The sequence below is a fragment of the Jeotgalibacillus sp. S-D1 genome, from assembly GCF_004358665.1.
Lineage (GTDB): Bacteria > Bacillota > Bacilli > Bacillales > Jeotgalibacillaceae > Jeotgalibacillus.
Genome location: NZ_SMZR01000002.1, coordinates 765,228 through 790,309 on the forward strand (window position 1 = coordinate 765,228; position 25,082 = coordinate 790,309).

The 25,082-nt window shown below is 42.8% G+C and carries 16 protein-coding genes; 1 reads left to right on the forward strand and 15 read right to left on the reverse strand.

Features of this window, described 5'->3' with window-relative positions; all coding sequences use genetic code 11:
- Positions 1-182: 182 nt before the first annotated feature.
- The 15 genes from E2R51_RS10730 to E2R51_RS10800 all read right to left on the reverse strand — a co-directional run bounded on the left by E2R51_RS10730 (position 183) and on the right by E2R51_RS10800 (position 22,264).
- Positions 183-2,600 carry an alpha-amylase family protein gene (locus E2R51_RS10730; RefSeq protein ID WP_133377031.1) on the reverse strand — a complete coding sequence of 806 codons (2,418 nt, stop codon included), beginning with the start codon at positions 2,598-2,600 and terminating at the stop codon, positions 183-185.
- Positions 2,597-3,835 (reverse strand): glucoamylase family protein, encoded by a 1,239-nt coding sequence (locus E2R51_RS10735; protein WP_133377032.1) that lies wholly within the window; start codon positions 3,833-3,835, stop codon positions 2,597-2,599. Before E2R51_RS10735 ends, E2R51_RS10730 begins: the two co-directional genes overlap by 4 nt.
- Before the next feature lie 19 nt (positions 3,836-3,854).
- On the reverse strand, positions 3,855-4,805 hold the full coding sequence (locus E2R51_RS10740; protein ID WP_240733040.1) for a carbohydrate ABC transporter permease: 951 nt from the start codon (positions 4,803-4,805) through the stop codon (positions 3,855-3,857).
- A 16-nt stretch (positions 4,806-4,821) separates the two neighbouring features.
- Positions 4,822-5,685: a carbohydrate ABC transporter permease gene (locus E2R51_RS10745; RefSeq protein ID WP_133377033.1), complete on the reverse strand. Its 864-nt coding sequence runs from the start codon at positions 5,683-5,685 to the stop codon at positions 4,822-4,824.
- Positions 5,686-5,691: 6 nt separating this feature from the next.
- Positions 5,692-7,947, reverse strand: a complete 2,256-nt coding sequence (locus tag E2R51_RS10750) for a DUF5696 domain-containing protein (protein WP_133377034.1) — start codon at positions 7,945-7,947, stop codon at positions 5,692-5,694.
- Positions 7,940-9,937: a YIP1 family protein gene (locus E2R51_RS10755; RefSeq protein ID WP_133377035.1), complete on the reverse strand. Its 1,998-nt coding sequence runs from the start codon at positions 9,935-9,937 to the stop codon at positions 7,940-7,942. Before E2R51_RS10755 ends, E2R51_RS10750 begins: the two co-directional genes overlap by 8 nt.
- A 16-nt stretch (positions 9,938-9,953) precedes the next feature.
- Positions 9,954-10,838, reverse strand: coding sequence for a carbohydrate ABC transporter permease (locus E2R51_RS10760; protein WP_133377036.1), 885 nt, complete (start codon positions 10,836-10,838; stop codon positions 9,954-9,956).
- A gap of 3 nt (positions 10,839-10,841) precedes the next feature.
- Positions 10,842-11,747, reverse strand: coding sequence for a carbohydrate ABC transporter permease (locus E2R51_RS10765; protein WP_133377037.1), 906 nt, complete (start codon positions 11,745-11,747; stop codon positions 10,842-10,844).
- Positions 11,744-14,680, reverse strand: coding sequence for an extracellular solute-binding protein (locus E2R51_RS10770; RefSeq protein ID WP_133377038.1), 2,937 nt, complete (start codon positions 14,678-14,680; stop codon positions 11,744-11,746). The genes E2R51_RS10765 and E2R51_RS10770 overlap by 4 nt, the downstream gene beginning before the upstream one ends.
- A 32-nt stretch (positions 14,681-14,712) precedes the next feature.
- Positions 14,713-16,074: an ABC transporter substrate-binding protein gene (locus E2R51_RS10775; RefSeq protein ID WP_133377039.1), complete on the reverse strand. Its 1,362-nt coding sequence runs from the start codon at positions 16,072-16,074 to the stop codon at positions 14,713-14,715.
- A 778-nt stretch (positions 16,075-16,852) separates the two neighbouring features.
- A complete protein-coding gene (locus E2R51_RS10780) occupies positions 16,853-17,893 on the reverse strand; it encodes a zinc-binding dehydrogenase (protein WP_133377040.1) in 1,041 nt (346 codons plus the stop codon).
- 446 nt (positions 17,894-18,339) lie between these two features.
- The gene (locus E2R51_RS10785) at positions 18,340-19,335 is read right to left on the reverse strand and encodes a LacI family DNA-binding transcriptional regulator (RefSeq protein ID WP_133377041.1); all 996 of its coding nucleotides are present in this window, start codon (positions 19,333-19,335) and stop codon (positions 18,340-18,342) included.
- Between the two features lie 48 nt (positions 19,336-19,383).
- Complete coding sequence (locus tag E2R51_RS10790; RefSeq protein ID WP_133377042.1) at positions 19,384-20,463, reverse strand: Gfo/Idh/MocA family protein; 1,080 nt, start codon at positions 20,461-20,463, stop codon at positions 19,384-19,386.
- Between the two features lie 3 nt (positions 20,464-20,466).
- On the reverse strand, positions 20,467-21,219 hold the full coding sequence (locus E2R51_RS10795; protein ID WP_133377043.1) for a sugar phosphate isomerase/epimerase family protein: 753 nt from the start codon (positions 21,217-21,219) through the stop codon (positions 20,467-20,469).
- Positions 21,220-21,238: 19 nt separating this feature from the next.
- The gene (locus tag E2R51_RS10800) at positions 21,239-22,264 is read right to left on the reverse strand and encodes a Gfo/Idh/MocA family protein (protein ID WP_133377044.1); all 1,026 of its coding nucleotides are present in this window, start codon (positions 22,262-22,264) and stop codon (positions 21,239-21,241) included.
- Between the two features lie 260 nt (positions 22,265-22,524).
- Between E2R51_RS10800 and E2R51_RS10805 the strand changes: the two genes are divergently transcribed.
- Positions 22,525-24,684: a beta-propeller domain-containing protein gene (locus E2R51_RS10805; protein WP_133377045.1), complete on the forward strand. Its 2,160-nt coding sequence runs from the start codon at positions 22,525-22,527 to the stop codon at positions 24,682-24,684.
- The last annotated feature ends 398 nt before the right edge of the window (positions 24,685-25,082 follow it).

Consider the following 25,082-nt stretch of genomic DNA (forward strand, 5'->3'; position numbering starts at 1 on the left):
AGGGTGATCCAATGGATTGGAAACCCATATCTTAAGCATTTTCAAGGGGTAAACATAACTCCATTACAAGGTGAATTTTTTTTCACCTTCCTTCTGCTTCGTTTATTAAAGAAGAAAAGCATCATTCAAATTGAACGATGCCTGGTCAATATAGAGACGTATTATTTGGTTACAATAATGTTTTATCTAAAAAAAACGGTAACGTCTTCCCCTCTGCAATCATACATGTTCATGGTGATTGTATAGGTGGAGCCATTCTTTCTTACCGAAACGTTTGATGGTTCACAATGAATTTCATTCGCTGTTTGAATTACTGCCACCTGTTCCTCTGCATGCAGAGCAAATGTCACCAGGTCCTTTTCCTTGTGTTTAATTTCTGCAGTAGCATAAGAAATGACCGCTTTTTCAAGCTCGACATTCACCGGCAGCATAAGCCCTCTTCTGGAAGAAAGTGTTACCTTATGTGACCCAAATAATTTTTTGCCGTCCTGAAAAATCGTAAAGTTTTTATCCAAGCCATCAAGATTCAAAACATGAACAAAACGTTCCTCATCAACGTTTGCCACAGAGGTCATAAAAATTCCATGATGCGGGTAATCATGATAAAGAGATGGCGTTACATCAAGCCTCATGAACAGTTCATTAAAAAAAGTGAGGTCACAGCTGTAATGAGTGAAAATACCAAGCAGTTTTCCTTTTCCTACAGGAGAATCAAACCCGCACACCTCTTTGGTATCATAGGTATTTAATAGCGGAGTCACCTTTTCTTCCGCTGTGACTGTGTGAGCTATATGCGTTCTGACTTCAGGGTAGCGTTTGCTGAGATTAGAGGATTCAAGTGATAAAAAATATTCCCCTGAATCGCGATAAGAGTTCTTATAAGAGACACCTGCCGCCTCTGCAAGAATTGTGCACGGGCTGCCTTCCAGATCATATTGCGGAAGATCTCCGTACAGGAGAACATTCCCTCCCTCATTCATATAGGCCACAAGCTTTTCCTGAATCTGTTTATGCATATATCTGGCAGAGGGAACCACGATTGTTTTAATGGCTACCAGATCAATTTTTTGATGCTGAATATCAATTGAACCAAATCTCAGTCCTTGCAGAAGCATTGCCCGTGCAACAACTTCCCAGGAGCTTCCCCCGCGGTTTTGTTCAATGTTTTGAATGATCTCCTTCATTTTTTCACTCTTTGGATAGCTGTATTCTGTCATATAATAGTCAGGGATAAACGCAAACGCTACCTTGTCTTTTTCTTCGTTCATCGCTGCTAACTTATCAGAAACCGCCATAACACGATGGATGGATTCCGTCATTCTCGGGAAAGTAAAATTCAATTCGCCTTCCGGGCTGATGGGAGCTGCAAAACCATGGCGCTCTCCCGTGAAAGCGATGCGGTCATTGCCGTCATTCAGCGTTTGATCCATGCGGTAATTGTAGCCGCCTGTCATGAGATAATAGTTAATCAGCCGGTTCCCCTGTGCAATGCACATACGCATTTTCAGATCTGTCGAGGAAGGATCTTTTCTGCCGCCAAACGTGCTTCCAAAGTTTCCATCACCGCAATTAAATTCCACGGATGTTAACGGCTGGTCAGGCAAATGCACAGCATCCATAAACCCATTGATCAGGTACAGATCCTGAAACATATCCATATTAAAATCACCGAAATAAATATCCGATCCAGATAAGTATCCATCATCCTGCGTGTAGCTTTCATAAAGCTGACTGATGCCGATTGGAAACGTGAATCCCCGCCCGCTGCTTGTTCCGTGAATATTGACGACAAACGGGATGTCCTTAATGCCCTCTTCTTCACAGTATTCTCTTAAGGTACTAATATAGCGCGCAAAGCGGCTGCGCATATAATAGCCCAGATCCTTTAGCAGCAAGGGTGCAATCTCTTCTGAAGGAGAACGCAGCAGCTGGTTTCGTTCGTTTTCCTCCAACATAAACATATGCGGATAACGGCTGCCCAAAGCAGAACCGTACTGCTTTTCTGTCCAGGCGGCAAAGTCATTTAGTACAAGGTCTGTCATATCAGGCGTGTTGCTAACCCAGGACAACATCCCCACTTCATTGTCGAGCTGAATGGCAATGATTTTTCCGCCATTTGTATGCAGACGCTTTTCAATAGGAGGCAGAATGATGCTGTACCACTGACGGACCGCCTTTAAAAACCCAGGATGAAGGTAATCAAGCGTTTTCGTGCCCGCTTCATTTCCGTCCCATCCAACCGGAATCGCCTCAGGGTGTTCAGTATAAACCCAATGAGGGATACCTTCGTTTTTCATTTCCGCCATCACAAATGGACCGGGGCGGACAAATATGTACAAATCATTTTCCTGGCACAGGTCTAAAAATCCGACAATATCCAGCTGGGGTTTTGTTTCCCCTGTAAGATCAATGACGTCTTTTTCAGGCTGATGACACAGCCACGGAATATAAGTCGCTACCGCATTGCAGCCGGAAAGCTTTAATTGATCAATTCTTGACTGCCAATCCTTGCGTTCAAGTCTGTAGTAATGCACTTCTCCACACATAACCAAAACCGGTTTGCCGTCGATGACAATCTGCTTTTCCTTTATTTCAATCAATTATTTTCCCTCCTTCTGCTTCTGCTGTGCTTTTTTGTAAAGCCCAATTTCTCTGCCGCATGCTGAATTTGTTCATTTTTAAGATACAGGTTCCAGATAAGTCCGGAATGATCGTTTTCAATCATAAGGAGTGTGACACCTTTATTAATGCCAATGACTTTATCTGAATACCAGGGTTCTGCTTTTTCAAGATTATAGCTGTCCTGCAATCCATATGGTCCCCACAGTTCATCAACTGTCGCAAAATATTCAAGTGACTCCATCACTTCATCTTTTGCAAATACAACAGATCCTGCAGGTCCGCTCGGAGATACAGTTCCGTCATTTTGGACTGTAACAGCAGGATAATAAGGGGGTGCTCCGGCAAGTGTGTAGCCGGTAGGGCCGTCGCAGGCTGTTAATCCCCATGACTCACTGCTGTATGTTTTAAAATCGTTCTGGTGGTCGATGCAGTACTGACGGTTAACCAGTGTAGCTTTTACGGAATTTTCAAACCAGTCAATGCCATCAGGATCCAGCCAGTTTTCAAAATCAAACCAGGCATGGCTGTACTGATGGGTAAAAAGCTGTCCGCCAGGAGAAGGGTAAAATGTAAAATCGCCATACGTACCTTCGAATCGTTCAAAATCGCGATACAAATCAGGAGAAACCGGGTAGGTGCGGGAACCGGCTGCCAGAAAATAAAGCATCAACTGTTCAGCATACATATCCCAGGCCCCAAACCCTTTTCCATCGTCATCTAATCCCATGTAAAATTGATTGGTGTCTTCATTAACATAGACATGCCAATTTACACGGTCATAGATGCTGTCAGCCAGTTCTGCAATTTCTCCGCCAAAATATTCACGGGCAACAATCGCCCCATTGAGTAAAATTGCCGTATCGATAATGGATGGACAGTCATAAAAACCTTCATTTTTTTGCGCAGTTTCCATGTTCAAAAAGTGGTAAAAGAAGCCGTCGCGGTGCTCAACTTGATGATAAAAGGTTTTTAAGGTTCCAAGCGTCCGTTCTTTTCCTTCTTCATACGTGATCCATCCCCGCTCAATTCCGATCGGGATGGCAGAAAGACCAAATCCATTGGAAGCGATGCTCGCTACATGTTCTCCGCCCTTCCCTGAATGGTCACGAATCAGCCCATATCCATCGCTTGCCGGATCATCATTTACTTCTTTCCAGAAAAAATCAAATGAGCCTTTGGCTTCTCTTTCCAGCAGTTTCTGTCCCTTTGTCATTCGTTCCACATCCCCTTTTTTATTCGCCTGTAATTCCTGAACGATCGACGCCTTCAACAAACCATTTTTGAGTGATAAAATAAACCAGCAATAACGGCAGGATACTCAATACCGTGCCTGCCAAACGAATGCCTTCATTCAGCTTACTTGCTGATTCATCCATCCCTGCAGGAAACATCTTCTGATAACTGGCTGCGAATTTCTGCAGCTCCAATGGCAGCGTAGTCAGCTGATCACCAAAGAATATAGCTGCAAGATACGTTTCGTTCCAATACCATACAAACGAGAATAGGAACGAAATAATAATTGCTGGAACGGCCATGGGGATAGCAATTGTGAAAAAGATACGCAGATGCCCCGCACCATCAAGCAGCGCCGCTTCTTCCAGCGCTTTAGGAATCGCACGGAAAAATTGATAGAAAATCAAGATAAAAATAGCACTGTTCAGCCCTTGTCCAAATGTTGCGGGAAGAAGAAACGCCTGAATATTACCCAGCAAATTCAATTCGCTATACACCAGGTAACGGGGTATTAACGTTACTTGAGGCGGAATAATGAATGTCATCATGACCAGGATAAACAAAAAGTTTTTTAAGCGGAATGTAAATCGGGCAAATCCATATCCAACAAACGCCGCTACCGCAGTCTGAGCAAGCGCGGGGAGTATCGTTACATACAGGGTTTCAAGCAGGGTAGGAAAAAAATTCAGCACCTGATAGGCCTGTTTAAAGTTCTCCATATATAAGGTGCTTGGTATCCAGTTCACCAGCGGATTTAATAAGTCTTCCAGGCTTTTAAAGCTGAATGAGGCCATAAAGATCACCGGATAGATATAAACAAAGCCAATTCCAATTAACAAACTGTAAATAAGCGTTCGGATGAGAATCCCGTCATTCCCCTTTACACCAACCAGCCATCTTTTCAACTTGATGTTGGCATTCTTTCCCCTTTTCACCATTGAATGATTCACTTTTACCACCTCCTCTTTACGCATAACGTCTTTTACTTTGACTGTTCATTATCACAAAAACCAGGACTAAAATAAGGGCAATAATCACAAAGTAGATCCAGCTGAGCGCTGAAGCGTAGCCGAATCCCGTCTCCAATTCAAACATCTGAATCTTTATATGCTCAATAATCGGATTTAACGAGAAGATGGAGTAAGCCACAATCGTGTAGATCGTGTTTACCACAATCATAGGAAAAATACTTGGCAATGTAACCTTCCAAAAAATCTCCCAGGTGGAGGCTCCATCAATCATCGCCGCCTCATAAATCTGGCGATCTATCTTTTGGAGAGCTGCCAGAAAGATTAAAATTTGCACCCCTGAGTACCAAAGAATCATGATGATATTATCTAGTACGTACAGGAGAATGCCCGATAAAAATTGATCTGCATTGCGGCTTGCCAAATTATAAATGAAGACCTCTTCGATCGAGGGAATCGTTGTGACGCCCATGTCCTGAAGTTCCTTTAATACCGGACCGCTTGCAATAATGACGGGCAAAAAGAAGATCGTCCGGAACAATCCCCGAAACCTTATCTTCTGGTTAAGCAGCAAAGCGATAATCAGTGAAAAAACAATAATAATCGGAACCGAGAGCAATAATTCCCTGAAAAAGACGGTGAGATAACCGATAAACACACCATCAACCGTGAAAGCGTATTGAAAATTTTCCAATGACACAAAGCTTGTACGAATTCCTTCCGTCGTTAAGCTCACTTGATGAAAACTTAAGTAAAAGGAATAGACCAAGGGAAAGGCAGTAAATGCTAAAAAGCCGATGATCCAGGGAGCAAGAAAGAAATAGGCAAAGGATGGCTTCATCTTAAATTGACGTTTTTTCATGCTTCCCTACGCTCCTTCCCATTGATCGAAAATCTCAAATTCCATTGGTTCGACCTGTGCATTTTCATCCTCATATTTCTCCATCGTATAATTAACAATGATCGTCTTGCCATTCGAATACGTAACTGCGGCAACGCCTGGCGACACGACTTCATGCTGTTCGATTGTTTCGTTTTCAACCTGCTTCAGCACTTCTGACAATCGGTTGTTTTTAGAAAGGATGTCTTCTTTCCAAACACTGAACTGCGTTGTAAACAAATCGTATGACGCAGTATCGGCAAGGACTTCCGGTGATTCCCCAGTAACGTAATAGGATGGATATACTCCGTATTCAGCCAAACGTAGCAAATCCTGCTGCTGATTAGACTGGAAATTAATGTAGCCGGAATAGTACGGTATAAATCCTTTTAATACGATTTGGAGAAATGGAACCGTATCAGTTGTCATCATGTAATTAGAAGAATACATTGGAATGTTCAGATAATGATAGGTGCCTGACCATGCATAGGGATTCGGATTATAAACAGCAGGCGCATCGGTATTTTCCCCGAGTGAGGCAAACAGTTCTTTATATTCTGCCTCTGCCTCTTCCCTGGTGCTTTCCTTGTCTTTTTCAAAATCCGAATACAGCAGATAGCCTGTGGAATCCACAGCCATTCGGCTAAGGCCCCGCTTTGAAAACTCCTCTGCCGAATCAGCTGCATGCTCCTTTGAAACACCGGGCTTCAGGAAATACATTTCATTAAAATATTTGGTTTCATTCCATAAAATAAGCTGAGAGTTCGCTTTTCGGGCAACATCTTTACTTCCGTCATACCCTTTTGCCCCTTTATTGGCAGAAGTAAAATCGCTGTATAAGTAGAGAGGAATGCCATCATCCTTTAACTCATCATGAAGATCTGTCAGCGCTTTCTCTCCGCCTATATCCTTTTCAACAGGGAATGTGGCAGGAAGTGTATTGGATTGTCCTCCTTTGGTCCAGCCCCTGTAAACCAGGAACAGATCACTTAGGCCGCTTGCTTGAAGCTCATCAACATGAGACTTTACCTGATCAGCAGTTGTGACCGGCACGACGGAATTCCACAGCAGGCCCGATTTCATCTCTGACCCAAGATATTCAAGACGGACTTTATATTGATCCTCACGATCGATCAAATCTCCATCAGCCAGCAGCTTTTCCCGATAGGTTTTAGCCATTCCTGTGTAGTCAGCCATCTCGTTTTCCAATACGTGAACCTGCATGTTAATGTCAAATTCATTGCGTTTATCCTGATAAACGTTCACTCCGCTCATATCTCTGCTTGTTGGCTGAAAATAGTTATAGCGATAATGAAATTTAGGTGTGATCCAATAGAAATCAGTGGAAACCCCAGGGGTATAGGCACTGAGATCAGCATAATGCTCTCCGCTTTCGATTACGGTTAACAGGCCATTTTGGTTGGTGCCGTGCACGACCCCATAAACCGGCAGCGAAACCGGCTGATTCATTGATCCTGAAGGGTTAGAAAAGCTTAAATCCCTGCCATACATTGAAGCGCTGAAAGGGGCATCAGCAAATTGGCTTTTTTCCCCATACCGGATTAAGGCACCCGATCCATCAGGAATCATCATGTACCCTTCCTGCCCTGTTTTAAAGGAAGCACCAAGAAATGGATACAGCTGAATGGAGGTAAGCAAATTGCGTTTTCCTTCATCTATTTTTTCGTTTGGAATATGAAAGCTGAGCCCTTCTTCAGTCAGGTCAACCTCCAGTGTCATTTCAATATTTGAACCGATAAACAGGATGAAAGCACGAAAGCCGGTTTCTGTTGGCGTAACCATCGTTTGCGAGCTGTTCGTCTGAATGCTCTCTGTCTTGCTATTCCCGCGCTGGTCAATATAATCAATCGTCACGGCAGACTGCACAAATTGCTGCCAGGTATTATTAAGACGGTAATCATCGATATTGTCCAAACCCGAATTCCAAACATATCCCGTTTTTTTATTAAGCGTCTTAATGGCGAGGGTCTTCGGATCAGCATATAAAGCCAGGCGGTCATTCTCTGCCATTAATTCATAGGGCTCTCCAATCTTCTCTTGATCTGCCTGCTCGGTTTGATCTGGTGTCGTTTGCGTGAATTGATTTGATTCATAAAAAATTGACTGAGGGACCTCTGCAATGATTTCTTCAACCGCCTGCTCCTTCGTCCCTTCTGTTGCCCCTGCCACAGAACTGGACAGGACAAGCGGAATCATTAAAAGTAAGCACCACTTTTTATACACGAACCATCACCTCGCTTATCAATGAGAATAAGAAGTCTATTACCTGGTTTAATAGAATGTAGAGAATAAATCCGACTAATACGAGCATAATCATGCCAAAGATTGTTAGCAAAATGTTTCGCACTGTCTCTGAAATCATATAGTTGTGAATTTCCTTGACCATAAAATACAGGATCATCAGACACCAGCCGTAAATTAATACCACGGAATATTGATAAAGGAAGGCTTCATTAAGCGTAATAACATTTGAAAGCAGCGTGATCGGAACCATGAAGATCAGATAGGGGGCCAAGGCATAAATCGTTCCAATATAAATATCTTTAAAGCGGCCCTGTCCGTCATTGATTGTACTGACCAAATAATTCGAGATGATGAAAAGCACAACAGGCCCCAGGACAATCAGCAGCTCTCTGCTCAATACAAAATCTGACCCGCCTGCTCCTGAAAAGATAAAGCCCGTCTGTAGTCTGGAATAAAAATAAATGATCACCAGCAGGAGATATAAAATACTTGCGGATAAGACAGAACCGCGCTGCTGCTTTCGTATGTAGTAAAACCCGTCAACCGGGTGTTTTATAAAGTATCCGACGAAAGCAAGGTCCTTTAGTAAACGCGGAACCGGCACCTTCTTTCTCACCCCCGCGACAATGCCTGTTTTTCGATTTGCATATTTCAAAGAAGACCAGGCAATCAGCAGGCCAATCAGAATTAAAAGAGAAAGTCCCAAGTAGTTTTGCAGCCACGCGTGGCGTCTTTCCCAAAACGCTTCTGAGTAACCGGAGCGATCATTCGCTAATGTAAACTGTTCAAGCGCTTCCTCGTAGCGCTGCTCCTTAAAGTACGCACGGCCCATCGCGGTATGCGCCAGTCCAAATGAGGTATTAAGATCCAATACATTTTCCCAATACTCTCTGCTTTCTACATATAAACCTTCTTTAAATAAAGCAATGCCAGCATGCACTTCATTCATAAAAGCAGTTGGACCAAAACGCTGAATGAGCCCTCTTTCACGATCTGCAACATACAAGAAACCGTTTGAATCGACCGCTATACTGCTTGCCTGCTGGGACAGCCCCCATTGATTGTATCCTTCGTCAGGTCCTGAAAACAGAAACAGCAGATTTCCAAAACTGTCAAACTCATGAATGATTCCATCTGTGTCAATGACGAACATATTTCCATGCTTGTCTACCGTAATATCAACGTATGAAATATCGCTGGCAATATCTAATGGCAGCATATTATCTCCCGCGACATTTAGTTTTTTAATGAGCTCGATTTCTGCTCCCTGTGTAATCGAATACAGAAGCCCCTGTTCATCGATGGCGATGTTTTGCGGAGCAGGAGGATTTTTAGAAAACAGATTTGTATCAAGCGAAAGCATTTCCTGAATAACAGAACTAAAAGCATTTTGCGTTCGATTTACTCCATAAAAACCTAAAAACTCTCCGTCTTCGCTCAGCTGAATAATGCCATTCGTTGATCCTTCACTGATGACATACAGGTTCCCCCTTCGGTCAATGACAACATTTGTCGGCTTAAAGTTCGAGCGTGATCCAAACAGCGGAGAATCAGGTTTCTCAAATTCTTTTACAATTTCATTCTTCTGATTAAATTGTACGATCTTGGATGCGCCATAGTCTGCGACAAAAAGATCTCCTTCTTCAGTTACATACAGCCCTGTTGGCTGCTGAAGAACACCAGCCCCGAATTCCTTGATTTTTTCTCCGGACGGACTGTATTGAATAACGGACTTCGTGCCAGAATCCACAACATACACCTGGTCTTCCGCATCAATAAACAGATCCTCCGGATTGATCAAACTATTATCCTTTTGAAATTGTCCTAAAGGCAGAAAAGTTGTTTGTGTCTGCGTCTCTGTGCCATCATCTTCATACGTTACTGTGGGGTATGGAATGGATGATGCATAGGTTTCTACTGCCGGCGCGACCAAGGTCAGCACCATAATAACGAATAAGAGCTTTTTCATAACCTCCCTCCTTTTTCTATTTGATTCCTGAATGTGCCATCGTGTTCATTACCTGACGCTGCAGGAAAATAAAGATAATCAGGTTTGGCAAAAACATGATAAGTGCGGCTGCAGCTGCCATGCCCTGACCGGCAACAGTATTTCCTTCCACCTGCGATGCGAGAGTGGACATATAAAACGCAAAGGTTTTTAGTCCCTCGTCGTTTACATACAGAGTAGAGGTTTCAATATTGTTCCAGACAAGCTGAAACGATAAAATAGCGATTGTTGCGATGGCCGGTTTTACAAGCGGCACGATAATTTTTAAGAAAATATAATAATCGTTTGCTCCATCCAACCGTGCTGCCTCCAATAATTCATTTGGAATTTGATCGATGAACTGCTTAACTAAAAACAGCCCGATCGGCATTGCCAGTAAAGGAAAGATATGAACAAAAAATGAATCGATCAGTCCTACATTTTCAATCAGCAGGTAACGTGGAATCCCTACTGCTGCCGGTACAAACATCAGGGCTACAGTATTGATTTCAAAGATATATTTTTTGCTCCGGAATTTCTTTTTTGACAGCGCGTAGCCTGCCATCGTGCTGATCAGCACTGTAAACAGCATAACGACGACGGTGGTAATGATACTGTTGAAAAGGTAACGCGCCATGGGCACACCTGTTTCAGAAGATGCAGAGAATAGATCCGAAAAATTCTGCATGGTCGGTTTTTCAACAAAGAACCTCGGAGGAAAAGCAAACAGCTCATCAATTGGTTTAAATGCATGAAAAAGAATGTACACGATAGGCAGCGCCATAAAGATGGCAAGCGGAATCAAAAACAGGTAGAACTTCATCTGACTCCAATGGAATTTGGAAGGGTTTATCTTAGTGCCATGAAAGGATGATTTCGCCATGCATTACGCCTCCTCTTTATCGCCAAATAATTTCCATGCAACTTTTGAAAATAAATACACCACAAGCAATAAAATGACAGATACAGCAGCTGCGTAGCCCATTTCATATCGGATAAAACCATAATCCTCTAAATGGTTGACCATAAGTTGTCCCGCATATTGAGGGGTTGGATTTGACCCTGACAGCGCGACGCCAATCGCACCAGCCTGAAATGTTCCAACGACAGCCATTACAGCGCCAAACAGCATTTGCGGGCGCATCGAGGGAATGGTGATATAAATAATTTCCTGAAAACGATTTCGGATGCCATCAATATAACCGGCTTCGTAAATCTCACTATCGATATTTAAAACACCAGAAAGCATCGCCAGGAAGCCCACCCCCATGCTTCCCCAGAGTGTCACGACGATCATGATCGTCATTAAATACTCCGGAGACTGGAGGAATTGAATTGGTTCAAAAATCATTCCAAATGTGATGAGCAAACTGTTTAAGTAGCCAGTTTCATCTCCGCTGAAAATAATGGTCCACACCACTGACATGGCAATTCCCGCTGTCATGGATGGAGAATAGATAATCAGAGCCAGCACGGTTCTTGGTCCCTTTGAAATCTGGGCAAGCGTCCATGCAAGAATGAAAGACAGGATATAACCCCCCGGTCCCACAATAAGCGCAAAGGTTAAAGTGTTCGGTAGGACATACTGCATAAACACCTCATCCTGCGTCAGCAGTCCAATGTAGTTTGAAAACCCAATGAAACTTGGAAATTCAATTGCATTGAAATAAGTGAATGATAGAACAATGGCTGCTAAAAATGGCACCACGATAAATAAAGTAAATAAAATAATATACGGGCTCAGGAAAACCCATGTGCTGCTGTCATGATTTCTGGTACGTTTTTTTATCATTCTTCATCGCCCCAGCTTTCTACCATTTCAATCGTTGGAACCCGATACGGTTTGACAGTTTTGCCGTTTTCCACGTATCCAAACTCCTCCATTTTGCGTGTGATTTCACGGTCAATGGCAATGATTGAATCGTCGATCGCTGAACGCGGATTTTCTCCGTCAAACACGATCCGATTCCAAATATTGCTTAACTCTCTTTCAACCAAATAGGCACCTGGAATTTTAGGCACTTCCTTTAAATACTTCCATTGCTCCAGGATCACATCTTTATGTTCTTCCGGCCATGGCAGTGCAATAAAGGCATCCAGATTCGCTGTATTCCACATATATTCGGGCCCGTAGAGAACCTGCAGTGTGCTGGCAAATTCCGTTTGCGTCTCAGTCGACATCCACCATTTCATCAATTCCCACGATTCATCCGGCTGATCTGTTCCTTTGAAGATCATGTCGGACTGACCTGAACCAGTCGTCCATCTTTCAACCTCACCCTCATCATTTTCAATCCCAGGATGCAGTGCGATATCCCACCAGCCCGCAATTTCTGGCGCAGCTGAAGTTAATTGAACATAGGTGGTAAAAGAAGAAATACCGATAGGCAAAGTTGAATACCTGAAATGATTATAAAAATTGGGCACCTGAAGCGGCATGCTGTATATCGTGTTTAAATTTGTCATAAATGTCATCGCATTCAACGCCTGCTCATCATCAATGGCAGTTGACATGCCATCTTCTGCGTACATATCTCCCTGAAACTGATAAATGTAGGGAGCAGTTGTCTGGAAAGGCTTAAATCCAATTGCCCCCGCAATAGGCGTGTAGTAATTCATTCCATAGCGTTGAAGCTCAGGAAGTATTTCAACTACGTCGTCCCACGTATCAGGAACGGGTGTATTCAATTCATTTAAGATATCCTTCCTGTAAAACTGAACAAAGAAATCCTGGGTTTCCGGAAGACCGTAAACGCCATCATCGATCATCATAGGAAGAAAAGCACCAGGTGAAAACTGCTTTGAGTACTCGGTAAAATCATCAAACTGCCGAAGATCTTCCACAGCTCCGCGTATCGCCATTTCATAAGGAAGCCAGTTGCTTACCCCTAATGCAAGATCCGGCTGGGTGCCGGCAGAGCTTGCGAGTATGAGTTTTTGCTCATCCGGCATTAGCGACAGTTTTACTTTGATGCCGGTTTCTTCTGTAAATGTTTCATCAACCATGGTTTGCATTAATTCCACATATTGACGCGGGCGGTTCACCCAAACGGTTAAGGTTTCTTCGTCTGTTTCGGAAGTAGAAAGCGTTTCCTGGGTAAACGAGGCGAAGAAACTTTTTATCCCTTCACGCGCAGAGCCCCACCAGTTAAGGGCAGCGGATGGAAGCGGTTCTGTTTCGTCATGTACATATAATCGGTCTATGGATAAAGGCGTTGCTGTCATATCAATGATCAAATTGGCTAACAATTGTGAAACAGAATTGGACCCTTCAGACAGCTCCGTCATTCGAACCGGTATCTCATTTGGCTTCTCAGCCAGCCCTCTTAATTTTTCTTCAGATAAAGCGATCGAGACAAATTCTTTGGACTCTGACTGTTCACCTGTCATGGATTGAACTTCCTTGCCAAGTTGATTCAGCCGATCAGCCCAATCTGTTAATTTCGTTTCTATTTCAGGTATATACTCTGTAATCTCCCAGGAACGCGAACGATCCTGTTGATTTCCAGTTAATTTTCGTATTGATAGTGCAAGCTCATCAATTTCAGACATAATTGAAGAGATTTCATCGACTGCCGCCTGGTATGGCGCTGCACTCGCTTCTAAAGAAAGTTCATTGCTGCCTTCTTTTAAGTAGAAAAGATAAGGCTCGTCCTTCCCAGCTCCAAACGTTACATTTTGCCAGCTTGAAGAGTGGGGAATTAAATAGGATTGCACTTCTTTAAAAGGTACTTCGCCATTTATTTTCACCGTTCTAAAAACAGGACCGCCTGTTCCTTTGTTTTGTTTTACTTTCATTGAAATTGCGTATAGACCATCCTTTGGCGCTTGTACTTCCCACGTCATTTCCTGACCGCTTTCAGACCAGGAATCTGCATTAATGACATTTAACAGCCTTTTGCCATTTTCATACGGCACAACATCGGGATCATTCAAGGCTTCCGGGCGAATATAGGAACTGTTCAGATGGATGAATTTCTCGGCTTCCGTTGTGACAAGCCCTTCTCCCGCAGCTGTTTCGTTTAAATCAGCTGTATATTGTTCATATGAGGGCAGCTTTTCAGGTGATTCCAGCGTCACATCGCCAAACAGCACCTCTCCTCTCAGTCCTTCAAGAGTAATAGTATTACTGCCTTCCTCCAGCCAATACACAAGCGGATCATCCTGCAGATGGCTGGCATCTTCTGCATAAAGAGAAGACCATTCCGGGATCGACGCCTTAGCCGGTATTCGTTCATTTCCATTTTCATCCGGACCTTTATAATCAGGATCATTTTTCCATTTCGACACAAATGATATTCTTCTACTCTCGTAATATGGATATTCATTATTAATTTGCACCGCTATTTCCACAGGTAAAATAGGGTCACTTTTTATGTAATAATCAAAATTAATTTGGTAATAGCCGCTGGTTTCCACTTCAACCACAGTTTCCATCTGCTGTTCACGCATCAAACGAACCGTTTGGCCTTCATATCCGTGGCTGTCACCTTCTTCTGTCAGCTCTGCTCCTTGCAGCGTCCAGTCGGATGGAAGAAGAGGAATAGACTCCCCCTCCTGACCCGGCTGCTTTTCATTTTTCCATTTAAGGAGGACATCATGATAGGAATCTTCAATTAACTGATCGGCTAATGCTTCCTCTTGACCTTCCTCTCCACTTGCGACAGCTGAATGACTGATCAAAAGCAAAAGAATCGTTAACCCAGCAATCCAATTTCTTTTCATGGCTGTACCCCTCCCCCAGTTCTTAGCTTGTTTTACTCTAATTTACTAACTGCATCCTCATACGATTGTTCTGCTAATGCATCCAATTGCTGAGAGTAGTCTTCGAGCTTTAATTTCCCTCTGGTAAATGCATCGATTAACTCATTGATTGTGGCATTTGGCTTATCATCGACCGCAACACCCGTTGGAGCTTCCCATCTTGATTGAGCAAACCCAGGCACGATTTTAACGGGCTCTGTAATGGCATTATCCAGGTTTTCGTAAGCCAGACGTACTCCTGGTACCTCCAGTACATCAAAATACAAATCGAGCATTGCTTCATTTGTCGTTACTGGAAGTGAATTCAACGCTTTTCCTTCAGCCTCTGCAAGTTCTACGCGTTTTGTAAAGCCTTCTTCACCAAACGACATAAATTTAATAAACTCATAGGCAGCTTCAGCATTTTCAGATGATTTGGAGATTCCCATGTAGTCGTTTACGATAACTGTTCTTCCTCCAGGAATGCCGACGAAGTCCCATTCAAAATCAAGTCTTTCCAGCATATCTGCAGTTCCCCAGGTGCCATCCCATTTCAGCGCGACTCCGCCCTGCTGCCAGACCTGCTCAGGATCTTCTCCCTGGAAATTCGCTTTTTCCTCATCCGTCAGTGTTTCATAGCCATATTTATTTGAGATAATGTCACTTGATAAAGCAACAGCATCTCTGAACTCCTGTCCGTCTAATTGATAAGTTCCTTCGTTAAATGTGTACCAGCCAAGCTCATTATTGACCGCTGATGGATACCAGTCCGGAATAGAAAATGGATGATTCGTTCCTGCAATTCCGTTTGGTGTATCAGATACATCCTTAATTGCATTTTTAAATGTCTCAATATCAGTTCCATACTGAGGTACATCCAGATTAGCTTCATTGAATAAATTTTTATTCACGAAATAACCCAGGAAATGCTGGGCTACAGGCAGCGCCACCACCTGGTCTTTGTGCATAACCGTCTCTTTTACTACTTCAGGAATATGGGCGAAATCTTCGTCATCAGCTGTAAGCTCAGTTAAGTCCATCAGCCAGTCGTTTGATAAAGCCGTTGGAACTTGCGGAATCATGAAGACATCAGGCATTGCACCGCTGGAAGCTGCAGCTGACAGAGTTCCATTCCAATCATCGTTTGAGATGGTCTCGTCCAGCTCAACTTTAATATCCGGATGCTCCTTTTCAAACTCCTCCAGCATCAAACGCTCCAGATTCATTTCTTCCTCTGTGCCAAATGTCCAGCTTGCTACTTTAATTGTTACAGCATCCTCTGAGCTGTTTTCTGCGGAATCACCGCTATCGTCTGAACAAGCAATTAAAGAAAGAGAAAGTGTGCCTACCCCCAAAATTGACCAAAACTTTTTCATTGTGTTGCCTCCCTTTGTCCATTTTTTATTAAAGCGCTTACAAATTAGCGCCAAAATACCTTTGCTACAATCCTCTGAAACCGTATAACCGGAAAATCTTTCGGTTAACGCCCTGCGTGGAGGCGCTTACATTTCCATTCGATTTCCAGCCTCTAACGCACTATCCCCTTCTTAATTTATTCAATCCAATTCATTGAAACGTTTCAATAAGATCCTAAAAAAAGGGAAACCAGTAGAGGAATCCTTATTGAAACGTTTCAATAATTAAAGTATACGAAATGAGATTAAGTTATTCAATAGTTATTTTCCTTTTCTGAAAATTACATGCGCTCCTTCACAGCTCAATATGCATTTGTTTCCTTTGGCTGTTTTCCGCCCGATATATCTGGAAATTTGTACGATAAACATGTAAAAATATGCGATAAAAATGAGTGTTAAGTTCCAGATCGATAAAAACTCGAAATTGACCGATACATAAATGAAGATGACCCATAAAATTGTCAATTCAGGTGTTTTTTTGCACCTGTTTTAAGCGTTTTTTGCACATCCCAACTCTAAAAACCCAGCTACCTTCACAAAAGAAGATTAGATGGGTTTTTTAATTATTTACTTACAATTAAAGAATTAACCTGATAGGTTTAGTGAAAAGTGACTGCTCATTGTTCAGCAATCAACCCCGATTGTTGAAAACTCTAAATTGAGAAAAAGACGAATGTCGTCAGACAGCGGAGGACTACCGGTTTTTTGACGTTGGGGTTACAAAATTAAACGAATTTAATTATTCTTCAGGTAGTAATAAGATTTTGCCTAATTTACCTTTATTCTTAAAATATACTTGAGCTTCTTTAGCTTTTTCCAAAGGAAAGCTTTTATCTATAACTGGCTTTATTTTTCCTTCAGATATCTCCTTAAGCATATCTTTAAACTCTGACCTAGTCCCCAACACGGATCCATACATTGAAATATGTTTTAGATACAATGTTCTAAAATCAAGATTTGTCATTTGACCGCCAGCAGACCCTGAAATACAGAATTTTCCACCTTTTTTCAATACGTGAAGAGATGTGGGAAACAAAGCATCCCCTACAACGTCTAAAACGGTGTCGATCGGTCCTCCATTTACCTCTAAAATCTCTTCTCTAAGATTATCGGATTTATATGATAATACATGTGTGGCTCCTAATTCCTTCATTACTTCCTCAGCATGTAAATCACCAATTATCGCAATAACTTTAGCACCAAACACTTTAGAGGCAATTTGCACATTCAATGATCCAACTCCTCCATTTGCCCCTGTTACCATAACAGTCTCTCCAGGTTGAACCTGAACTTGTTTGACCATATGCCAAGCCGTTAACCCGCTAACTGAAAAAACGGCACTTTTTGAATAAGTGGCAAGGGGCATATCAAAACATAGGTCAGCAGGCCACACCACATATTCAGCATAACCCCCATCGTATTCCGATCCAATAAAGGACATATCCTCAGAGATATGTTCGCTTCCTTCTTCTCCACTAGAAGTAAAAGGAAATAAAACTACATTTTTACCTTCCATTCCTTTATCTACCTGACCACCAACTTTAACGACTTTTCCAGCTATATCTGATCCAGGTATACGTGGAAATTTCACCCCTTCTGGTCGCCAACCAGACTTAGAACCAGTACCATAGGCACCTTCTCTCATCCAGATTTCCGTATTATTAATGGCACAAGCCTTTACTTTCACAAGGACTTCATTTTCTTTTGGTTCAGGTATCGAAATGTCGACTACTTTTAACTTATCTACATCCCCATATCCTGTTACTTGTACTGCTTTCATAAATTATCACCTTTTCCTAATTTTAGAAAACGTATTATTTTAACCATAGATTTCACTCGATTTAAAAAGAATATAATGCACCATTTATTATTCTTCTTTTTTTAGATAATCAATTCTTCTGTTTTACGTGGCAGTTTTCATACCCACACCCTTTTATAAAGTTAGCTCCAGTTTCAATGCCTTTCATTATTCTGTCCTTTTATGGACAAAATGAACAATCTAAAATCCTTTTCACTCCTGAATATCGCCCGATTGTGGAACAAAATTAATAAGGGTTATTTATTAAAAATATAACATGTCGAAATTTCTTAAAACCAATTATTTGTTTCAAACCTCTCCCTTTTCTGAACAAACGACTTGATTAAAAACTGGCTGTTTCTAGAAAGATCATGCATCTAAACAAAAAAAAACGAACCATTTAAGGTTCGCTGCTAAAAATACTACATCTAAAGAAGCGGCCTGGTCGATTCCCGCTGGATCAATTCTGTAGGCAGCTCCGTTTGTTTATTAGGTTCATCACCTTGTAAATGCTGAATAATTAAATGTGCTGCCGTAGCACCCATTTCAAATTTTGGCTGCATGATGGTCGTTAGCGACGGCCGGATATATTTGGCCAGTTCAATGTCATCGAACCCCACAATCTGAATGGTCTGCGGAACCTCAATTCCTGCTTCAGAAAAAGCCTCCAGAGCACCAATCGCCATTTGGTCATTTGATACAAAGACGCCTGTGGGCAGGGTTTTCTGCTGAATGAGTAACTTAGCAGCCTGATATCCCCCTTGTTGAGAATAATCCCCTTTAATATGCCATATGGAAGGTACCGGCTTATGTTGATACTTTGCCAGACATTGGTTAAAACCCTCTGTTCTCAGCTGGCTGTCACGGTTATTGGATGGACCCGAGATATAGCCGATCGCTGTATGCCCCATCTTAATAAGATGTTCTGCAGCCTGATAGCCCCCTTGATGGTTATGCACAACAACAGAATAAAGGTTGGGATGGGAAAGCTCCCGGTCCAGCACAACGATAGGGAACTTTTCCCTGCTGACTTCACACAGCATTTCGTCCTTAATATCCGAGGAAAAAACAATTACTCCGTCCACCCGCCTTTCCCTCAAAAAACGTTCCGCTGTTCCAAGGTTTTCTCCGAGCGTACTGCATGCAATCAATCCATATCCGTAGGAGTGAAGCGTCTGTTCAATCCCCTTAATAATAGGAGCATAAAAGGAACCAGACAGATCATGAAGAACCAGACCAATCATTTGGGTCTTTTTCATTTTCAAATCTCTTGCCCAGCCATTTTTCTGGTAATGAAGCTCTGCTGCTGCCCGCAATACCTTTTGAGCGGTTTCTTTCGATACACGATCGCTGTGATTAATCGCTAAGGAAGCAGTTGAAACTGCTACCCCGGCTCTTTTTGCTACATCTTTAATCGTTGTCATAGCCTTGCCTCTTTCATATTGTTCGATTGATTGATGCCAGAACTGACATCAAACCTTTTCTCGCTGATTCCGCATGGCAAAATTCGTTTCTATCGGCTTGAACGTTCGCTCAACCGATGATTCCAACAGCTTTTCCATTACCTCGAGCACATGTAAGCCCAGCTCTCCGTGACAATAATGCTGTTCATTGGAATAGATCGAAGCAATCATATCGGACAGCCCCAGCCCCCGTTCATTTCCAATATAATCGGAAACAAGCTCGGCATCCTGCCAGCCATCCTCCCCTTCAGCTAAATACGTTACAGGACCGCCAAAGAAGTTTGGATCCGGGACGTGAATGGTTCCTTTTGATCCGTACACCTCAATAAAAGGCAGCTTGGACTGGTGAATATCAAAAGTAGCAGTGATGGAAGCAGTAACATTGCTTTTAAAATGCATAAGCCCCTCGACATGAGTCGGTGTGGTCACCGGAAATGTTTCACCTGCCCGTTCCAGACTTTTTATCGTCCGTTCACGGTATGTCGTTTGGGCAATCCCTGTCACACAATCCACCGGCCCAAGCAGCACCAGTAAAGAGGATAAATAGTATGGACCCATATCAAATAAGGGACCTGCACCGGTTTCATAAAAAAATGCAGGATTGGGATGCCAGCCTTCCGGACCACTGCCCATCATAAACGCTTTAGCACCAACAATCTTTCCGATTTTATCATTATTCACCAGCTGCAAAGCTGTTTGAACTCCCGCTCCCAGAATGGTGTCTGGCGCAACTCCCACCCGCAGGTTTAAGGCTTTGGCCTTTTCAATGATCTTTTTTCCGTCTTCATAACGGGTAGCTAAGGGCTTTTCTGAATAAACGTGCTTTCCGTGATCAAGTGCGGCAAGATTTATTTCTGCATGGGCACTTGGAATCGTTAAATTAACGATCACTTCTATGGATGGGTCTTCCATCAATGCAGCCGGCGTTTCATAAAATTGAATGTTAAATAGATCCGCTTTCTCCTTTGCTTTATGAGAAAGAAGATCTGCAATTCCCGCCAGTTCAATATTTTTGAACTTTGATGGTGCAGCCAAGTAAATATCACTTATGTTGCCGGCTCCGATGATCCCTACACGCATTTTGTTCATGACTTACGCTCCTGTCCATTTTTTTACGATCGCAGCACTTGGTCCAACCTCTTTTAGGGGTGCTTCGTCAAAATGTTCCTGTTCCACGACAAGCCAGTCTGTTGAAACTTGTTCGATCATTGCTTGTAAATTAAGGGTTCCGCTGCCAACAGGACCGCTTTTTCTTTCCCCGTCTTCGCTGATCATATCTTTAATATGAACAGAGAATACCCGGTCTTTTAAACGGTCAAACAGAGCAATAGTATCGACACCTGAAAACTCAGTCCAATACACATCGATTTCAAAATAAACCGGATAAGAGCTTGTCAGACGTTCAAGAATCCCCCAGCCTGTTTCCCCGTTTTCCAACTGGGCAAACTCAAAATCATGATGGTGATAACCCAGAGCCAAGCCCGCAGCCTGCACTTTTTCACTTGCCTGGTTTAGAAGCCCGGCAAGCTCCTCGTACTTTTCTTTTGATCTCCACTGCTCATCCACATATGGCACGATCAGTTTTTTGTTTCCGACGATTTTGCTGAATTCAATCCATTCGTCCAATACAGCATCATCACTCAGCATTTCCAAACCAACGTGCATGCCGCATGCTTCCAGCCCATACTCATCCAGCATTGATTTCCACTGATTTGCATCTTTGTCATACGTGCCAGCCAGCTGCACTCCCTGGTACCCGTCTTCACTGATGGTTTTTAATGTACCTGCTACATCCTTATCCATTGCATCCCGTACTGAATATAATTGAAGTCCTACTTTTTTCATTTGTATCCCTCCATACCATTTAAATGCTGATAATTCGTTTTGTTTTGCTCGATTCCAAGGCTGCGAGTACGATGTGAAGTGCTTTTTTTCCTTCTTCGCCTGTGACAAGAGGAGCTCGGTCTTCAATCAGACTTTCCACAAATTCATCAATGACACCAGAAGAGGTTTGGCCGCCTTCTTCATTAGTCTGGATTTTGCCCAGATCCTTTTTTTCAGGGATGCCTTCTACAGGGTAGAAAATGAAGGAATAATCCTCATCATCTTCTAAACGAAGAACCCCTTTTTCACCATAAATGACAGTTGCATTATCTCCAAACTCATTGTGTGACCAGCTGGCCGTCAGGGTTCCCATTGTACCGTCCATCAGTTTTACAATACAGACAGCGTTATCATCCACACTTGCATCTTCTTTAGCTAATGTATCTACAAATCCGCCAACTTCCTTCACGTCCTGATCAAATATGTAGCGGATCAAATCACTTTTGTGGACACCCAAATCGCCCATCGCTCCGATAAAAGCCTGGTCTTTTTCAAAGAACCAGCTGTCGCGTCCGTCTGCGCTCCATCCTTCAGGACCGCCATGTCCAAATGCCGTTCTGAAGCTGTATACTCTGCCCAATTTGCCTTCTTTAATATAATTTCTTGCCAGTTCATGTGACGCAACAAAGCGCTGATTATGGCCGATCATTAATGTTTTGCCTTCCTGCTCTGCTGTTTGGATCATCTCATTGGCCTCTTCAATAGATGTTGCCATCGGTTTTTCACACAGAACATGCTTACCTGCTTTTAACGCCTGAATCGAAACAGGTGCATGCAAGGCGTTCGGCAGGTTAACGCTAACCGCATCAATTGAAGAATCGCTCAGCAATTCCTGGTAAGAGGTATAGACTTTTGCTCCCGCTTTTTCTGCATATCCTTTTGCGCGATCTTCATTAAGGTCACAAACTGCAACGATTTCAGCCTGTGAATGTGCCATATATTCTGGAAAATGGCGATGCTTTGTTATGCTTCCGCAGCCGATAATGCCTACTCTGATTTTTCTCATATCTTCATCTCCAATTCAATACTAAAATCGAAACGTTATGATTAGAATAAATGCTATTATATGAATATATATCTTCTTTTCTTTTAGAATATCGATACGTTTCGATTCATATTCTATCACTCTATGCTTAAAATGAAAACCCTTACTTTTAAAATACAAATGGTAATGCTTTCTTTGGAAATATTTAATAATTCCTGTAACCTCAGTCCCCATTGTCCGTCTACTTGAGTAAAACCAGCTTATTAAGGGAGGAACGGACCGTGAACAAAAAAAACTGGATCACAGCTGCTGTACTGGTCGTACTGGCCACGGGATTAGGCCTGATTATTTTTTACATGCAGCCTGAAGTTAAGGGGGCCGCAAGTGGGCAAAGCCCTAATTATGTTTTCACAGATAAGGAATGGAAGCTCCAGTTTACAAAACCGCTGAACAAAGAGACGATCAATGAAAAGTCGGTATATGTTCTAAATAAAGAAAATGAACGGGTTGCAGTTCAGGTTGCCGTTAACCAATCAGGAACAACCCTTTCCATTACCTCCCCGGAAAACGGCTATCAAAGCCTGCAGGAGTACACGCTTCACCTCTCAGATCAAATTAAATCACGAATGGGGCTTGGCATCAGAGGAAATCAGGCGATCCCCTTTCAAGTAATTAACGAACTTCCTGCTGTAGAATCTGTTGACTTTCTAAAGGATTACTTCACGTCCATATTGAAAAGCCAAAAATCACAGGATCGAAACTTCTTTTCTACCCAAACAGAAACGAGCGAGGATAGCGCAGGGGCTGGAGAAACGGCGGATTCGGTCAGCGGAGGCGGAGAAGGAGACTATTCTCAAACCAATAATCAGGTAGAAGGCGTTAATGAAGCTGACATCGTCCAAACAGATGGCGAGTTTATTTTTCATATTAATAATGATCAGGATATCGAAATTGTGAAGGCAGAACCCGAGAAATCTCTTGACCCTGCTGCGACCATTGATTCTGAAGAAAACTTCTACCCATCTCAGCTGTTTTTATCAGATCAAAAACTGATCGTGATCGGAGAAAAGGTCATTCCTCATTCCGATAAAAGAACCAGCAGAGAAGAGTATGTAATGGACAAAAGCGTTACTGCAGCAAGAATTTACGACGTCAGCAACCAGCTCTCCCCTAAGCTCGAACGGGAGGTTGGAACTGAGGGCTATTTTAACAACGCACGCATGATTGATTCCACCCTCTACTTTATTACTGTTTTCACCCCTAATATCTGGTTAATGGAGGATTTCCCGGATATTGAGCTGCGTCCGCAGACAATGGACAGCAGCAATGGGGATAATTACCAACCGGTTAACGTGGAGGATATCAGTATCATCCCAGACGTGAAGCAAAGTCAGTATTCCATTGTTACCGCGGTTGATGTAAGCGACCCTGACTCAGAAGTCACCACAGAAACCTATCTTGGGGGAGGCGGTCAGGTATACATGTCGGATAAAAGCTTATACTTAGCTGCATCGAATCAGGAATACTCCATAATGCCAATGGATATTATGCCAGTTGAATCAGACCAAGAAACGACTATTTACAAATTCGATATCGATGGAGTAAATGTCGGTTTCGCAGCTAAAGGAACCGTAAGAGGCTCTGTACTGAACCAATTTTCAATGGATGAACATGACGGGCATTTGCGGGTTGCAACAACCGAAGGAAATACATTTGGAAACGATCGAAGCTCCACCAACAACCTGTTTATATTAAACGAAAAGATGGAACAAACAGGCTCAGTAGAAGGTCTTGCTAAGGGCGAGCGGATCTATTCTGCCCGATTTATGGGAGACAAGGCGTATATGGTTACATTCAGAGAAACCGATCCTCTATTTGTCATCGATGTAGCCAGCCCCGAAAAACCTGAGGTATTGGGCGAACTTAAAATACCAGGCTTTAGCACCTATCTCCATCCGCTGGATGAGAACCATTTAATCGGCTTCGGCCTGGAAACCGAAGTAAAGAAAAGCGATGCAGCTGGCGATCCCCCTATCGTTACCCAGGCGGGAATGAAAATATCATTATTTGATATCACTGATTTCGCCAATCCAAAGGAAAAAGACGTTGAAGTGATAGGAGGACCCGGAACCTTCTCCCCTCTCATGAACGACCATAAGGCGCTGTTTCACCATAAAGATCGCAGCTTATTCGGCTTTCCGATTGTGGTTTATGACCAGCAGGGCCAAACCGGCGATATGAATTTCATCAACCAGGGTGCCCTGATATACACCATCACAGCAGAAAACGGAATCCAGCTGGCAAGTGAACTATATGATGAAAAACAAAAAAACCAGCAATATGAAGATTGGGATTCTGAAATTAAGCGGATGATCTACATCGGCGAGACCGTTTATACTGTTCGAGGGAACGGAGTACAGGCACATAATTTACCCGAATGATAATTGAACGCCATGCTGCAGCATGGCGTTTTTCTATTTCTCCGGGGGCCGTCTACTGGCACCCCGGCGTTTTATCGACCACTCTTGTGGGTTTATCGATCATTTCTGCGTTTATATCGATCATCTTCGTTGGTATATCGATCAGATCCTGAAGTTTATCGGTCAGCATCCTAATTTCCACCCTTATATCGGTCAGATTTTCGTTTTATCGCACATCTTTGCGCGTTTATCGATCATCTTTTAGCTTTTATCAGACAAACCAGCTTTTCTCACCTTAGCGTCAAAGCCTTTTTCATTGTGAGAAGCCAGACCGTGGGCCGTCCACTCGCCAGGAGGCATTTTATCGATCACTTTTGTGAGTTTATCGATCACTTCTGCCTTTATATCGATCATCTTCG

Excerpts from the sequence above, each read along its gene's own strand:
- E2R51_RS10735 (WP_133377032.1), bottom strand. The coding sequence starts at position 3,835 with ATGACAAAGGGACAGAAACTGCTGGAAAGAGAAGCCAAAGGCTCATTT.
- E2R51_RS10745 (WP_133377033.1), bottom strand. The coding sequence starts at position 5,685 with ATGAAAAAACGTCAATTTAAGATGAAGCCATCCTTTGCCTATTTCTTT.
- E2R51_RS10755 (WP_133377035.1), bottom strand. The coding sequence starts at position 9,937 with ATGAAAAAGCTCTTATTCGTTATTATGGTGCTGACCTTGGTCGCGCCG.
- E2R51_RS10760 (WP_133377036.1), bottom strand. The coding sequence starts at position 10,838 with ATGGCGAAATCATCCTTTCATGGCACTAAGATAAACCCTTCCAAATTC.
- E2R51_RS10765 (WP_133377037.1), bottom strand. The coding sequence starts at position 11,747 with ATGATAAAAAAACGTACCAGAAATCATGACAGCAGCACATGGGTTTTC.
- E2R51_RS10770 (WP_133377038.1), bottom strand. The coding sequence starts at position 14,680 with ATGAAAAGAAATTGGATTGCTGGGTTAACGATTCTTTTGCTTTTGATC.
- E2R51_RS10775 (WP_133377039.1), bottom strand. The coding sequence starts at position 16,074 with ATGAAAAAGTTTTGGTCAATTTTGGGGGTAGGCACACTTTCTCTTTCT.
- E2R51_RS10780 (WP_133377040.1), bottom strand. The coding sequence starts at position 17,893 with ATGAAAGCAGTACAAGTAACAGGATATGGGGATGTAGATAAGTTAAAA.
- E2R51_RS10785 (WP_133377041.1), bottom strand. The coding sequence starts at position 19,335 with ATGACAACGATTAAAGATGTAGCAAAAAGAGCCGGGGTAGCAGTTTCA.
- E2R51_RS10790 (WP_133377042.1), bottom strand. The coding sequence starts at position 20,463 with ATGAACAAAATGCGTGTAGGGATCATCGGAGCCGGCAACATAAGTGAT.
- E2R51_RS10795 (WP_133377043.1), bottom strand. The coding sequence starts at position 21,219 with ATGAAAAAAGTAGGACTTCAATTATATTCAGTACGGGATGCAATGGAT.
- E2R51_RS10800 (WP_133377044.1), bottom strand. The coding sequence starts at position 22,264 with ATGAGAAAAATCAGAGTAGGCATTATCGGCTGCGGAAGCATAACAAAG.